Here is a 13,858-nt window from a genome sequence, read left to right as displayed (position 1 = left end):
CCCCCCCCGTTTGCATTTCTGGCACATCCCTTGCAATACCTTCTGCGTAAGCTACGGCCATTACCGAATTCTGACTGGAGGGGATCTATGAAGCTGGTTACGGTTGTAATCAAACCATTCAAACTCGAAGACGTGCGTGAAGCGTTGTCTTCAATGGGTATTCAGGGACTGACTGTCACCGAAGTGAAAGGCTTTGGTCGTCAGAAGGGTCATGCCGAGCTTTATCGCGGGGCGGAATACAGCGTTAACTTTCTGCCAAAAGTAAAAATTGATGTCGCGATTGCTGACGATCAGCTTGATGAAGTCATTGATGTCATTAGCAAAGCGGCCTACACCGGCAAAATTGGCGACGGCAAAATTTTCGTTGCCGAACTGCAGCGCGTCATTCGCATCCGTACCGGCGAATCTGACGAAGCGGCATTGTAAATAACGCCTGGCACACAGTGATAGGGATCGAGAAAATGAAGATAGCAACACTTAAAACGGGTCTGGGTTCGCTGGCGCTGCTGCCGGGCCTGGCGCTGGCTGCTGCCCCTGCGGTGGCTGATAAAGCCGATAACGCCTTTATGATGATCAGCACCGCGCTGGTGCTTTTCATGTCCATTCCGGGCATTGCGCTGTTCTACGGCGGCCTGATCCGTGGCAAAAACGTTCTCTCCATGCTGACGCAGGTTGCCGTGACGTTTGCGCTGGTCTGCGTGCTGTGGGTGGTTTACGGTTACTCGCTGGCGTTCGGTACGGGCAACGCGTTCTTTGGTAACTTCGACTGGGTGATGCTGAAAAATATTGAGCTGACCGCGCTGATGGGCAGCTTCTATCAGTATATTCACGTGGCGTTCCAGGGCTCCTTCGCCTGTATTACCGTCGGGCTTATTGTGGGCGCGCTGGCGGAGCGTATTCGTTTCTCTGCTGTTCTGATCTTCGTAGTGGTCTGGATGACGCTCTCCTATGTGCCGATTGCGCACATGGTCTGGGGGGGCGGTCTGCTGGCAACCCATGGTGCGCTGGACTTCGCGGGCGGTACCGTTGTACACATCAACGCCGCGGTAGCGGGTCTGGTGGGGGCCTACCTGATTGGCAAACGCGTGGGCTTCGGTAAAGAAGCGTTTAAACCGCACAACCTGCCGATGGTGTTTACCGGTACTGCGATCCTCTACTTTGGCTGGTTTGGCTTTAACGCCGGCTCTGCGAGTGCGGCCAACGAAATCGCCGCGCTGGCCTTCGTGAACACCGTTGTTGCCACGGCGGGTGCGATTCTCTCCTGGGTGTTTGGCGAGTGGGCGGTACGCGGTAAACCTTCTCTGCTGGGTGCCTGTTCGGGTGCCATCGCCGGTCTGGTCGGTATTACGCCTGCGTGTGGTTATGTCGGTGTCGGCGGTGCGCTGCTGGTTGGCCTGGTCTCGGGTCTGGCGGGTCTGTGGGGCGTGACCGCACTGAAACGTGTGCTGCGCGTCGACGACCCATGCGATGTATTCGGCGTGCACGGCGTGTGCGGCATAGTCGGTTGTATCATGACCGGTATCTTCGCGGCGAAATCGCTCGGTGGCGTGGGTTACGCGGAAGGTGTCACCATGGTTCATCAGGTGCTGGTGCAGCTGGAAAGTATAGCTATCACCGTTGTCTGGTCTGCCGTTGTGGCCTTCATTGGCTATAAGCTGGCGGATATGACGGTGGGTCTGCGCGTACCGGAAGAGCAGGAGCGCGAAGGTCTGGACGTTAACAGCCACGGCGAGAATGCGTATAACGCCTGATAAACAGCAAAACGGCAACCAGAGGTTGCCGTTTTTAATGTGTATTCCCTCTCCCGGTGGGAGAGGGTCAGGGGGAGGGCATCAGGCCGCACACAATCACCCGCGATTACGCATCACCCCTTCCTGCACCGTCGAAGCGACCAGCACGCCGTCCTGAGTATAAAATTCTCCACGCACAAATCCGCGTGCGCTCGACGCTGACGTGCTCTCCACGCTGTAAAGCAGCCACTCATTCATGTTGAACGGACGGTGGAACCACATGGAGTGATCGATCGTCGCGACCTGCATCCCTTTTTCCAGGAAACCAACGCCGTGCGGCTGCAGCGCCACCGGCAGGAAGTTGAAGTCAGACGCATAGCCCAGCAGATACTGATGGACGCGGAAATCTTCCGGCACGGTCTCGTTGGCACGGATCCAAACCTGGCGTTTCGGCTCGGCGGTATGGCCTTTCATCGGGTTGTGGAACTCAACCGGGCGGATCTCCAGCGGCTTATCGCAGAGAAACTTCTCTTTGACCTGAGGGGGAAGCAGATGCGCCAGCGCGCGAGCAATATCCGTCTCTGATTTTAAAGAGTCAGGTGACGGAGCCGGGGGCATCACTTTCTGATGCTCGTAGCCCGGCTCCGGCGCCTGGAAAGAGGCCGTCATGTAAAAGATCGGCTTGCCGCTCTGAATGGCCGCTACGCGGCGCGCGCTGAAGCTGTTGCCGTCTCGCAGAACTTCAACGTCATACACAATCGGTTTTGCGCTATCGCCAGGGCGTAAGAAGTAGCTGTGGAATGAATGCACCAGACGGTCTGCCGGGACAGTCTCCTTTGCTGCGTACAGTGCCTGTCCGACGACTTGCCCCCCGAATACCTGGCGTAAGCCGAGATCTTCGCTCTGTCCGCGAAAGAGTCCTTCCTCAATTTTTTCCAGATTTAGTAATGTCAGCAGATTGTTCAGTGCCTGACTCATAGTTGTCCTCAATAAACGCCGCAGCGAAAGATAGGCAGAGTATAACGCAGAAATGAAAGTGGTCCGATGGGTAGAATAATCTGAATATCGGCACGTTTTCAGGCATAAATCGGTGATCTGTGCCACACTTGAATACGTTATGTGATTGAAACGACATCGGATGGGATCGATCCCGCTGGTGCATTGATAAGGAGACTTCAATGAAACTCGTGCCCATGCTTAGTGGTGTAGCTATTGCGGTGGCGTTGTCCGCCTGTGCCGGTAAGAGCGCCCAGGTGCCGGTTCCAGCTGCAGATCCGAACGGGATTAATACCCTTTCACAGCAGTCCATTCAGCAGCCTAACGTTTCCGGTACAATCTGGATCAAACAGAGAGTCGCTCTGCCACCGGACGCGGTACTAACGGTAACGCTGTCTGATGCTTCCCTGGCCGACGCGCCGTCTAAAGTCGTGGCCCAGCGTGCGGTCCGTACAGAAGGTAAGCAGGCGCCATTTAGCTTCGTGTTGCCGTATAACCCGTCGGACGTGCAGCCTAACGCCCGTATTCTGCTGAGTGCAGCGGTAACCATCAACGGTAAGCTGGTCTTTATCACCGATACGGTTCAGGAAGCAATCAACAATGGTGGGACAAAAATCGACCTGAACCTGGTGCCGGTGCAGCAGACCGAAGTACCGGTCGCACCGCAGACCAATCAGCCGTCTCTGCCAACCCCACCGACTCAGATGTAATTCCTGCATTTCCCCTCTCCTCCGGGAGAGGGGTCAATATATCCAGCGAAACTTCTGCAAATCGATCTGACCCGACCCTGTCACCTGGACACCCTCTGAAAGTAACGCCTGACGCTGACGCTGAAGATCCGGCCCGGTGAGCGAAATGTTCCCATGACGATTCACCACGCGATGCCAGGGCAACGTACTGCCTTCCGGTAGCCGTTTGAGGACTCCTCCAACCTGTCGCGCCGCGCGCGGGGAACCGGCCAGGCGCGCAACATCACCATAGGTAGTGACATAGCCTTCCGGGATTGAGGCCACGATTTGCCATACGCGCTGTGGAAAGGAGTCGTGTTCGTCCATACCTTCACCTGTGGGGGTAGTTTCTGGAACGCTATGGTAAACGAAGATCTTCATGATTGCTGCGCCTGTTTGCGCAAGAAACCAGCATCCGGTTGCTGGTCGCTTGCAATTGGGCTTTAGCACAGGGATAATGCGCCAGCGCGTTGGTTATCAACGCTCTCAATGGGGGCTCTGTTGGTTCTCCCGCAACGCTACTCTGTTCACCAGGTCAGGTCCGGAAGGAAGCAGCCAGGGCAGACGACGTGTGTGCCGGGATGTAGCTGGCAGGGCCCCCACCCATTTGTGCTCCCAATAACTCCTGTTTTCAGTGTTTACCTGGTGCGGCGCAAGTGGCGTATCAATGCCTGCTGGATGTGAGCAGCTTGATGCTGTCGATCACGAGATGCGGTTTCCCACTAACCGTATATTTTTTCATTTATGAGTACTCAGAAATGGATAATTCTCTCAGACGTTTGTCACCTTTATTGAAAAGTGCCGTAGGAACGCCAGGTAAAGCAGGAAACTTTCAGCGCGACGTGATTATCGTGCAATACCTGTTTAATCTCATTAAGCCTATCATCCAGTATGACATCCCAGAAGATGGGATTATTTCCCCGACATTGATCAGAACCATCAGCCAGTTTCAGTCCATTCATTTGCGTTTCCAGCATCCCGATGGGGTTATTGAGCCAGAAGGGAAGACTTTCCGTGGATTAGTTGCTGCTGCGATGAAATATCCCCTTGCGTCTCAACAATCGTCTTTCACGTCTTCATTTTTTAGGCAACCTTCTGCCAATGAAAATAGCGTCCGTCAGCTGGTTAACGATTATCTGAGAAAAGAGCGCTACAACGTAGCAGATGAAACCCTTGAGCGAAGCAAGCTGATAGCGCCTGGAATTGATGGGGCTGTATCGCTGACGGAACAGGACTTTACTGAAGCCTGGGAAAATCTTAATCGTCGGGTAGAACTGAATATCATCAAAGCTTTTTCTATTGTGGAGTCGGGCGGACGATCTGGGTTTAATGCTTTAAATCTACCGATTATTGCGTATGAAGGGCATATTTTCCGTAAATACACCAAAAGGAAATACGATCAAACCCACCCTTTTTTGTCTTATAAATATGTAAAGAAAGCGGGTCCGGAATGGCAAAAAAACAATATCGACCAGCTTTCTGCATGGAATACCCTGGCGAAGGCCTACGCACTTGATGCCGAAGCTGCGATAAAATCGTGTTCATGGGGGATGTTCCAGATTATGGGGTTTAATTACGAATCGTGCGGTTATAAAGATCTCGGCACATTTTTAAAAGATATGAAGTCTAATGCCGGTAAGCAATTAAATGCTTTTTTACATTTGTGCAATAAGAACAGCTCACTACTGTCGGCAATGGTAAATAAGGACTTTTATAATATGGCATTCAACTATAACGGAAGCGATTTCGGTGATTATGACGTTAAAATTCGCAGAACGTATGAAAGCCTGGAGAAGGGGCGGAGATGAAAATTAAAATGATGCGCATAGTTTGCGGTTTTTCAGTCTTAATGGCGGCGTTTTCTTCGTATGCCACGACGCTACAGTCTGGCGTATATGAAGGTTTGTTACTCGCCGTCTCACCGACGGGCAATATCACCGGGTATTACTCTGAATCGGCTGAAGACAGCGTAAAACGTACCTGCACTTTCTTTCTGACAGGCCATGTTTCAGCGCAACAGCCAGACACAATCACTTCATGGTCTTCTTCTGTGCTCGCGGGCCATATTGCCGCGAATACCGCGGGTGTCACATTAGCCATTCCTGATGGGCAAAACCATGCTGGGTGTATGAATGTGCTGATGCCTGAAATTGCGACAGGTCTGGAACTGGAGAGGATGCGGCAGACACAGTGGCAAACGCTGATGAAGGTAAGCAGCCCGCGGGCTTATCTGAGCTCCACGCCTGATGCCGCGACCCGGCGTAAAGCCTGGATCGTTAAAGGAGACGTAGTAGGGGTAATACAAACCCAGGCTGGCTGGGCAGAGGTAGAGTTTGTCGCCCGTAGCGGAAAAATGACGCACGGCTGGGTGAATAGCAATGACGTTCAGCCGTTAACGCCTCCTGCATCCTGATCGGTTTATTTCTCCCCCTGAATTCAATATTGCCGGGCGATGCTTTCGCATCGGCAATCTCATTAAGCTAATCCGTAACGCTATTTTCCCCGCATGACCGCACCCTATGACACTGAAAATAAGAGTTATAGCTAGCCGTCAGGGGCCCACCCATTTGTGCGACAGATATTCCGCTCCCGATCTCACGGTAGATGAGATCGAACCTGCCCGTCGTTTGGCCCTGGCAGGTAAAATTGAAGCGTTCACACAATTTGTGAACTCTTGCCGGAGCGTGATCAAAAACTATGAGCCGCCAGTGTTCAGGTACACAGGGGAAAATGTGGTCGCTTTATCTTCTTGTACGGAGGTATCTTTAAGGACTGCGGTTAGTCGTCCGTATTATGGTTATGTTAAAAAAGCCGTAAAAGATGAACAGCCAGAAGACCTATTTACAGTCAAAGGCAGCAATACGAACCTCCAACCACTGATTGAAGAGGTTGGGCGATCCTACATGGTAGTGGAAAATGTGGCTTAGATGGAGTTTGGTCAAAAGCCATACAAAGCCGGGTCAGCCCCGGTTTTTTTGTGTCTGTCGCATGAGAAAACGGCTTGCCAGTGTATTCTTTTGGTGATACAAAATTATTGCCCCACCGCTTTTTAGTGCATTGAAATACATGGGTTTTATTAGAAAAAGCTTAGCTGGCAGGGCCCCTACCCATTTCCGCCCTCATAAAATCTTCCTGCTTTCACCTCTCACTTTTGACTGCTATCCCACAATAATATTATGCCTATATCGTGTAATATATATTTCATCGCGCTGAAATATTATTGTCATAAACCTGTAATAATAGACTGTCATTTTATAATTGGACGTCTATTTTCTTCCATAACTCGAAAAAATTTATATCTGGATAACATTGTTAACTTCGTGTATTAAATAAAGTACTTATTCCGAAGGGAAGTGACAAACATGGCTACAGCGGTATTAAACGTTAAGATTGATGACGCGCTAAAAGAAAGGCTTCGCCACTATGCGGAACTCAATAACGAGAATTTAAGCGTGACAACAGAGAAACTGCTGCTGCTGGCATTCGAAGCAGTAGAAGAGGCGGGAGTATCGGAAGAGGATATTGATAATCAGCATACGGAAGAAGAGAGTGTTTCTCCTTTTACTCCTAAAGAAATCAAGGCCCTACGTAAACTTCTGAAGAAGAGAAAATGAAACAACAACTGTCAACTGCCAGTGACTACAACGAGGCCTGCGATCTGTTGCGTTCAGGCTACGTGAAGCATGTACGTCTTGGCTGGAATGTTGGAAGCGATGAGTTCTTTCGTATTGCGTCTGACTGGTGTGATACCGGTGCAAAAATAAAGAAAGACGGTGATAATTTCGTTATTTCACTAAAAGGCTTTCCTATTCCTCCTCAGCATTAAACACTGACCAGTGAAAACTGCTGACTGCATATATTACAGTCAGCAGTTTTTATTTTATGATCTGCTTCAAATTTTTTAATATTAAATTACGCTGCGTTTTAACGATGGCACGTTTTTATTCAGGGCGAGCCATAACGGTTTGATCCTCAGTAACGCCTGCTCAAGCTCTGTCGATTCCAGCGAGAAGGGCATACGTAAATAGCGGTCAAACGCCCCTGATAAACCAAATCGCGTCCCGGTTCCAAGGTTAATCCCGATTATTTCTGCCCGTGCGGCAAGCTGTGTCGCCAGCATGCCCGGTAGCTCTATCCAGTAGGAGAGCCCGCCTTCCGCCTCGTGGAATTTCCACTCCGGGAAATGTTCTCGCAGCAGGTCACCGCATCGATCGCGCCGTTCCGCTAGCATTTTCCGGCGTGCGGGCAGAAACGTCTCGCTGTTGTTAATGAGCCACTGCATTGCCAGCTGTTCCAGCAGCGGCGAGCCTAAATCCAGCGTATCCCGCGCCTGAGCAAGCGTGGCGATGGTGCGCGATGAGGCGCGGATCCAGCCTAGACGCAGCCCTCCCCAGAAGCTTTTGCCGGCAGAGCCTAAAGTGATGACGGTGGCCTGCGGGTTGAAGGAGGCCAGCGGTGGTGGGGGAGGCGCATCAAACCAGAGATCCACCATCGTTTCATCCACCACCAGCGCCGTGCGGGTTTGGGCTGCAATATCCGTGATGGCCTGACGGGTGGCAATATCCATACAGCGCCCGGTCGGATTATGAAAATCTGGCATCAGATAGGCCAGACGAGGCGCCGTCTGGGCAAGCGTTGCGGCAAAGCCATCCGTATCCCAACCGGTTTCCGGCAGAGACACCCCGACTGGCCGACACTGCGCGCCCTGAATGGCGGCAATCGCCAGCGGATAGGTGGGATGATCGACCACGACGCGGTCCCCCGGCCCGGCCATCATCCGCAGTACCAGCGCAAAGCCGCTGACGGCGCCATTGACCACCATCACTTCGTCTGCGCGGGTGGGCAGACCACGCGCGGTATAGCGTGCAGCGATGGCTTCCCGCAGCGTCGGCAACCCTAGCTGATCGTAGCCCGTCAGCGAGAGATGCGGGGTAATGGCCGTGAGCGCATGGGTATACGCCTGATGGATCTCCGGCCCGGCATTGAGGGCGGCAGTGGAGAGATCCAGTGCGGCGCTCGCCGCGGAAAGAGTGGGAACGGCGCGCGTATCCGGGAGGATCACGCGTGACCCGCTGCCGTGGCGGCTTTCAAGATATCCCTCTTCGCGCAGGTGGGCGAGCGCGCTGCTGACGGTGGTACGGCTCACGTCCAGCGCCGCGGCCAGCTCACGCTCGCCCGGCAGCCGCGTATTCAGTGCCAGCCGTCCATCAAGGATTAATAAACGCAGCGCGTCGGCCAGCTGTCGCCAGAGCGGGGTTCGGGATGAGGCTTGTTGCCAGTGGCCTAAAAGGCGTACCAGAGACTGACTTCCGAAGCGGCGTGATGACATATGCAGTCCACTATTTGAAAACTGGACATTAATCATAGTGCCATTTTAGGTCAGGATGAAAGCCTGGTTCACTGGAGAAGATAAAAATGGTACGTCGTCTGCTACAACTCTATGTCGGTTTAGGACTGTATGGCCTGTCCACCGCGATGTTTATTCGTTCCGATTTGGGCGTCGACCCCTGGGATGTATTTCACCTTGGGGTGGGGTTACAGCTGGGAATGACTATCGGAACGGTGATTATTGTGACCGGCGCGGCGGTGCTGCTGCTGTGGATCCCGCTGCGCCAGATGCCGGGGCTTGGCACGATCAGTAACGTGATTTGTATCGGTCTGGCGGCGGACGCCAGCATGGCGCTTATACCGGAACTGGAATCGTTACCCGTTCGAATCGCTTTCCTGGTGTCGGGCATCGTGATGAACGCGATTGCGACCAGCATGTACATCGGGGCCGGTTTCGGGCCAGGCCCGCGCGACGGTCTGATGACCGGCATTCACGCCCGGCTGGGGTGGTCCATTCGTAGCGTGCGCACCTCAATTGAAGTGTCCGTCCTGCTGATTGGGTGCGTGCTTGGCGGCACCTTTGGCGTGGGAACCGTACTTTATGCCCTGACCATTGGCCCGCTTATCCAGCTCTGTCTGCCCTGGTTTCGCCAGAAGCCGCGCATTGCGGAAATACCCCAGCCGGAGCGGGTTGTTTAATTTTGCGAAGCGCTCACATGTTTTAACGGCGTCGCTGTGCCACAATAATGGGCCCCGACTCACGCGATGCCACAATGCATGAAAGCTATCACTCTCTATGATGTCGCCCTCCTTGCGGGGGTTTCTTATCAGACCGTTTCCCGCGTCATTAACGACGCGGAGCATGTTTCTGCCCGCACGCGGGAAAAGGTGCAGCAGGCGATGGCGGAGCTGCACTACGTGCCTAACCTGCGGGCACAGCAGCTGGCGGGCAAACGCACCCGCACGCTGGGACTTATCACCACCGATCTGGCCCTGCATGCGCCCTCGCAAATTGTGTCGGCGGTAAAATCCCGCGCGGCGGAACAGGGGGCGAGCGTTCTTATCTCCATGGTGGAACAGCCGCAGCACTGTCAGGTCGCGCTTCAGGCGCTGCTGGCGCAGCGGGTGGACGCGCTGCTGGTGAATGTTCCGCTTGACGATCGTGACGCTGAAGAACTCAGGGCACTGGCGTCGCCCGTCCCGGTGCTATTTCTCGATGTGGCGCCTTCAGCGCGGGTAAACAGCCTTGTGTTTAACGCGGAGCAGGGGGCGCGTCTGGGCGTTGAGCATCTGCTTTCGCTGGGGCATCGACATATTGCTCTGCTGAGCGGGCCGGAAAGCTCGGTCTCTGCTCGGGCGCGTCTGGCGGGGTGGAAAGCCGCTCTGGCCCGCGCGGGGCATGAAGCCGTTGAGGTGGCTTACGGTGACTGGAGCGCCGCCAGCGGCTATGAGAAAGGGCATGTCCTTCTGTCGGGGACGATATTACCGGATGCCATTCTGGTGGCTAACGATCAGATGGCGCTCGGGGTAATGCGCGCCTGCGCGGAAAAAGGGATCGCTATTCCTGGCCAGATGTCGGTGGTCGGGTTTGACGATACGGCCGACAGCGCCTGGTTTTCCCCGCCGCTGACGACCATTCGTCAGGCGTTTCGCGATGCGGGTGAACGCAGCGTGGAATGGCTGCTGGCCCCCACCGGGGAGGAGGCGTGCTGGCAGGTTCAACTGCCGGTGACGCTGGTTACCCGTCATTCAAGCGCACGCCGCAACCCGAAGCAGGCTGAACGCGAGGATCTGGCGGAGCAGCTTAGAAGCCTGGCACTCCTTGCCGAGCAGATTGCCCGCAAATAAAACTTTGTGATCTGACTCGCTACCCGGCGAATGGGCGCTTTACCATCGCCGGGTGCCAGGGCATGTTAACCAAAATTGTGAGCGCTTCGCAAAGAGGTTACTATGTCCACCACTTCACCGCTGACCCTCAGCGCCATTCTGGCCCGTCGGGACTGGGAAAACCCCGGCGTCACACAGTGGAACCGTCTGCCCGCACATGCGCCGTTACACAGCTGGCGCAATGAATCTTCCGCCAGAGATGACGCCGGATCTACCAGCAGGCGCTCTCTCAACGGGCTATGGCGGTTTAGCTATTTTTCAGCGCCGGAGCAGGTTCCTCAAGCATGGGCAATTGAGGATTGCGCGGATGCCGTCGCAATGCCCGTACCGTCGAACTGGCAGATGCAGGGGGTCGACACGCCCATCTACACCAATGTCACCTATCCCATCTCCGTTAACCCACCTTTTGTGCCGCAGGAAAATCCGACAGGTTGTTACTCGCTCGCATTTGAAATGAATGACGCCTGGCTTCAGAGCGGGCAAACCCGCATCATCTTTGACGGTGTGAACTCGGCGTTCCATCTCTGGTGCAACGGGAAGTGGATAGGCTATTCCCAGGACAGTCGGCTGCCCGCCGAATTTGACCTCTCGGCGGCATTACGCCCCGGGCAGAACCGCCTGGCGGTCATGGTATTGCGCTGGTGCGACGGCAGCTATCTTGAAGATCAGGACATGTGGCGCATGAGCGGCATTTTCCGCGATGTGACTTTGCTGCATAAACCCGATACCCGGATTGCCGATTATCACGTGGTGACGGACCTGAATAATGAGCTGGACCGCGCGGTGCTGAAGGTTGATGTCGCGCTGGCAGGCGCTGGCTTTGCAGACTGCGAGGTGGTTTTTACCCTGTGGCGCGCGGAGGAAAAATGCGCCTGCGTTTCCCGGCGTCCAGGGTCAGCCATCGTCGACGAGCGCGGCAGCTGGGCAGAGCGCTTAACGGCGGCGATGCCCGTTGAACAGCCCGCGCTCTGGAGCGCTGAAACGCCAGAACTGTATCGCCTGACGATTGCGCTTATCAACCCGCAGGGTGAAGTGCTTGAGATTGAGGCGTGCGACGTGGGCTTCCGCCGCGTTGATATCAGCAATGGCCTGCTGAAGCTCAACGGTAAACCGCTGCTGATCCGAGGGGTTAACCGGCACGAGCATCACCCGGAAAACGGCCAGGTGATGGACGAAGCGACCATGCGCCGCGATATCGAAATCATGAAGCAGCACAACTTCAACGCCGTGCGCTGCTCGCACTACCCGAACCATCCGCTGTGGTACCGGCTTTGCGATCGCTACGGGCTGTACGTTGTTGATGAAGCCAACATCGAAACCCACGGTATGGTGCCGATGAGCCGCCTTGCAGACGATCCGCGCTGGCTGCCCGCCATGAGCGAGCGCGTGACCCGAATGGTGCAGCGCGATCGTAATCATCCCTCAATTATCATTTGGTCGCTGGGCAATGAGTCCGGGCACGGCGCAAACCACGACGCACTGTATCGCTGGGTGAAATCCACGGATCCGACGCGTCCGGTGCAGTATGAAGGCGGCGGCGCGAACACGACGGCTACCGATATTGTTTGTCCGATGTATGCCCGTGTCGATCAGGATCAGCCCTTCCCGGCGGTGCCTAAATGGTCAATCAAAAAATGGATCGGCATGCCGGACGAAACGCGTCCGCTGATCCTCTGTGAATATGCTCACGCGATGGGGAATAGCTTTGGCGGGTTCGCGAAATACTGGCAGGCGTTTCGCAGCCACCCTCGCCTGCAGGGGGGATTTGTCTGGGACTGGGTCGATCAGGCCCTGACGAAACAGGACGAAGCTGGCAACGCGTTCTGGGCCTACGGGGGAGACTTTGGCGATAAGCCGAACGATCGGCAGTTCTGCCTCAATGGCCTGGTATTCCCCGATCGCACGCCGCACCCGGCGCTGTACGAGGCGCAGCGCGCCCAGCAGTTCTTTACCTTTACGCGGGTCAGCACCTCGCCGCTGGTGATTGAGGTGCAAAGCGGCTACCTGTTCCGCCACACCGATAACGAAGTGCTGAGCTGGACGGTTGCCCGGGACGGGGACGTGCTGGCCGCGGGAGAGGTGACGCTCTCGATGTCGCCTGAAGGTATCCAGCGTCTGGAGATCGACCTGCCGGAGCTGAAAGCCGGGCCGGGTGAGGTCTGGCTGAACGTTGAAGTTCGCCAGCCGCGGGCAACGCCGTGGTCACCGGCTGACCATCGCTGCGCGTGGGAGCAGTGGCCGCTGCCGGCTCCACTCTTTATTGCTCCGCCAGCTCCGGTGGGCGAGCCGCCGGTCTTGACGCAAAACGATCGCGTCAAGGAGATCTCCCATCGTCAACAGCGCTGGCAATTCGATCGCGCAACCGGAAATCTGACCCAGTGGTGGCGAAATGGCGTTGAAACGCTGCTTTCACCTCTGACGGATAACGTCAGCCGCGCGCCGCTGGACAACGACATTGGCGTAAGTGAAGCGACGAAGATCGATCCAAACGCCTGGGTTGAACGCTGGAAAGCGGCGGGCATGTACGATCTCACCTCGCGCGTTCTGTGCTGTGAGGCAGAGCAGCACGCAGACGAAGTAGTGGTCACAACCCAGCTCGTCCTTGAGTATCGCGGCAAAGCCCTGTTCATGAGCCGTAAAGTCTGGAGGGTGGACGAGCGAGGCGTTCTGCATGGCGATATTCAGGTCGATATTGCATCTGATATCCCGGAGCCTGCGCGCGTTGGCCTGAGTGTTCATCTCGCCGAAACGCCGGAAAACGTCTCCTGGCTGGGACTGGGGCCGCATGAAAACTATCCGGACAGAAAGCTGGCGGCACAGCAGGGGCGCTGGACATTACCCCTGGCGGAGATGCACACGCCGTATATCTTCCCGACGGAAAATGGTTTGCGCTGTGATACGCGGGAGCTGACGCTGGGAACGCATCAGCTAAATGGCCAGTTCCACTTCTCGGTGAGCCGCTATAGCCAGCAGCAGCTGCGGGAGACAACCCATCATCATCTGCTGCGGGAAGAGCCGGGATGCTGGCTTAACCTCGATGCGTTCCATATGGGCGTGGGCGGCGACGACTCCTGGAGCCCCAGCGTTTCACCGGAATTCATTCTGCAGACACGTCAGCTGCGCTATACCTTCAGCTGGCAGCAGAACCCTTAACTGACCGTGGAGATGCGGCCACAGAGCGTGGCCGCA

The 13,858-nt window shown here is 55.3% G+C and carries 14 protein-coding genes and 1 other RNA gene; 12 read left to right on the top strand and 3 right to left on the bottom strand.

Annotated elements, in window-relative coordinates; translation table 11 throughout:
• The first annotated feature begins 87 nt into the window (after positions 1 to 87).
• Both glnK and amtB read left to right on the top strand, forming a co-directional pair.
• Positions 88 to 426 carry a P-II family nitrogen regulator gene (gene glnK, locus ACWYRJ_RS04165; RefSeq protein WP_008503304.1) on the top strand — a complete coding sequence of 113 codons (339 nt, stop codon included), beginning with the start codon at positions 88 to 90 and terminating at the stop codon, positions 424 to 426.
• Between the two features lie 35 nt (positions 427 to 461).
• The gene (amtB, locus tag ACWYRJ_RS04160; protein WP_115874359.1) at positions 462 to 1,751 is read left to right on the top strand and encodes an ammonium transporter AmtB; all 1,290 of its coding nucleotides are present in this window, start codon (positions 462 to 464) and stop codon (positions 1,749 to 1,751) included.
• 96 nt (positions 1,752 to 1,847) lie between these two features.
• Here amtB and tesB read toward each other — a convergent pair whose 3' ends face one another.
• On the bottom strand, positions 1,848 to 2,708 hold the full coding sequence (tesB, locus tag ACWYRJ_RS04155) for an acyl-CoA thioesterase II (RefSeq protein WP_455507461.1): 861 nt from the start codon (positions 2,706 to 2,708) through the stop codon (positions 1,848 to 1,850).
• A gap of 200 nt (positions 2,709 to 2,908) precedes the next feature.
• On the opposite strand from tesB, the gene ACWYRJ_RS04150 reads away from it, so the two are divergent.
• A complete protein-coding gene (locus ACWYRJ_RS04150) occupies positions 2,909 to 3,436 on the top strand; it encodes a YbaY family lipoprotein (protein ID WP_024906833.1) in 528 nt (175 codons plus the stop codon).
• A 33-nt stretch (positions 3,437 to 3,469) separates the two neighbouring features.
• On the opposite strand, the gene ACWYRJ_RS04145 is transcribed toward ACWYRJ_RS04150, so the two are convergent.
• Positions 3,470 to 3,781 carry an MGMT family protein gene (locus ACWYRJ_RS04145; RefSeq protein ID WP_032664021.1) on the bottom strand — a complete coding sequence of 104 codons (312 nt, stop codon included), beginning with the start codon at positions 3,779 to 3,781 and terminating at the stop codon, positions 3,470 to 3,472.
• A gap of 172 nt (positions 3,782 to 3,953) precedes the next feature.
• Between ACWYRJ_RS04145 and ffs the strand changes: the two genes are divergently transcribed.
• From ffs to ACWYRJ_RS04115, 6 genes are all read left to right on the top strand, one after another.
• An RNA gene (ffs, locus tag ACWYRJ_RS04140) (signal recognition particle sRNA small type) lies at positions 3,954 to 4,050 on the top strand.
• 162 nt (positions 4,051 to 4,212) lie between these two features.
• On the top strand, positions 4,213 to 5,262 hold the full coding sequence (locus ACWYRJ_RS04135) for an N-acetylmuramidase family protein (protein WP_455507460.1): 1,050 nt from the start codon (positions 4,213 to 4,215) through the stop codon (positions 5,260 to 5,262).
• Positions 5,259 to 5,867 carry a hypothetical protein gene (locus ACWYRJ_RS04130; protein ID WP_455507459.1) on the top strand — a complete coding sequence of 203 codons (609 nt, stop codon included), beginning with the start codon at positions 5,259 to 5,261 and terminating at the stop codon, positions 5,865 to 5,867. The genes ACWYRJ_RS04135 and ACWYRJ_RS04130 overlap by 4 nt, the downstream gene beginning before the upstream one ends.
• Positions 5,868 to 5,973: 106 nt before the next feature.
• A complete protein-coding gene (locus ACWYRJ_RS04125; protein ID WP_455507458.1) occupies positions 5,974 to 6,381 on the top strand; it encodes a hypothetical protein in 408 nt (135 codons plus the stop codon).
• A 435-nt stretch (positions 6,382 to 6,816) separates the two neighbouring features.
• Positions 6,817 to 7,068, top strand: coding sequence for a hypothetical protein (locus ACWYRJ_RS04120; RefSeq protein WP_032638522.1), 252 nt, complete (start codon positions 6,817 to 6,819; stop codon positions 7,066 to 7,068).
• Complete coding sequence (locus tag ACWYRJ_RS04115; protein ID WP_023310588.1) at positions 7,065 to 7,280, top strand: hypothetical protein; 216 nt, start codon at positions 7,065 to 7,067, stop codon at positions 7,278 to 7,280. Before ACWYRJ_RS04120 ends, ACWYRJ_RS04115 begins: the two co-directional genes overlap by 4 nt.
• Positions 7,281 to 7,361: 81 nt before the next feature.
• On the opposite strand, the gene yczR is transcribed toward ACWYRJ_RS04115, so the two are convergent.
• Positions 7,362 to 8,783, bottom strand: a complete 1,422-nt coding sequence (gene yczR, locus ACWYRJ_RS04110; protein WP_149366109.1) for a MocR-like transcription factor YczR — start codon at positions 8,781 to 8,783, stop codon at positions 7,362 to 7,364.
• Positions 8,784 to 8,869: 86 nt separating this feature from the next.
• Here yczR and yczE point away from each other — a divergent pair, with 86 nt between their 5' ends.
• The 3 genes from yczE (at position 8,870) to ACWYRJ_RS04095 (ending at position 13,822) form a co-directional block, all read left to right on the top strand.
• Entirely contained in the window at positions 8,870 to 9,481 is a 612-nt protein-coding gene (gene yczE / locus ACWYRJ_RS04105; RefSeq protein WP_111963402.1) for a membrane protein YczE, read from the top strand.
• A gap of 78 nt (positions 9,482 to 9,559) precedes the next feature.
• Complete coding sequence (locus tag ACWYRJ_RS04100) at positions 9,560 to 10,630, top strand: LacI family DNA-binding transcriptional regulator (protein WP_111963401.1); 1,071 nt, start codon at positions 9,560 to 9,562, stop codon at positions 10,628 to 10,630.
• Positions 10,631 to 10,732: 102 nt separating this feature from the next.
• A complete protein-coding gene (locus ACWYRJ_RS04095; RefSeq protein ID WP_455507457.1) occupies positions 10,733 to 13,822 on the top strand; it encodes a beta-galactosidase in 3,090 nt (1,029 codons plus the stop codon).
• Positions 13,823 to 13,858 lie beyond the last annotated feature (36 nt).

The organism is Enterobacter sp. (genome assembly GCF_977039595.1).
This window is presented reverse-complemented; position numbering and strand designations above follow the sequence as displayed.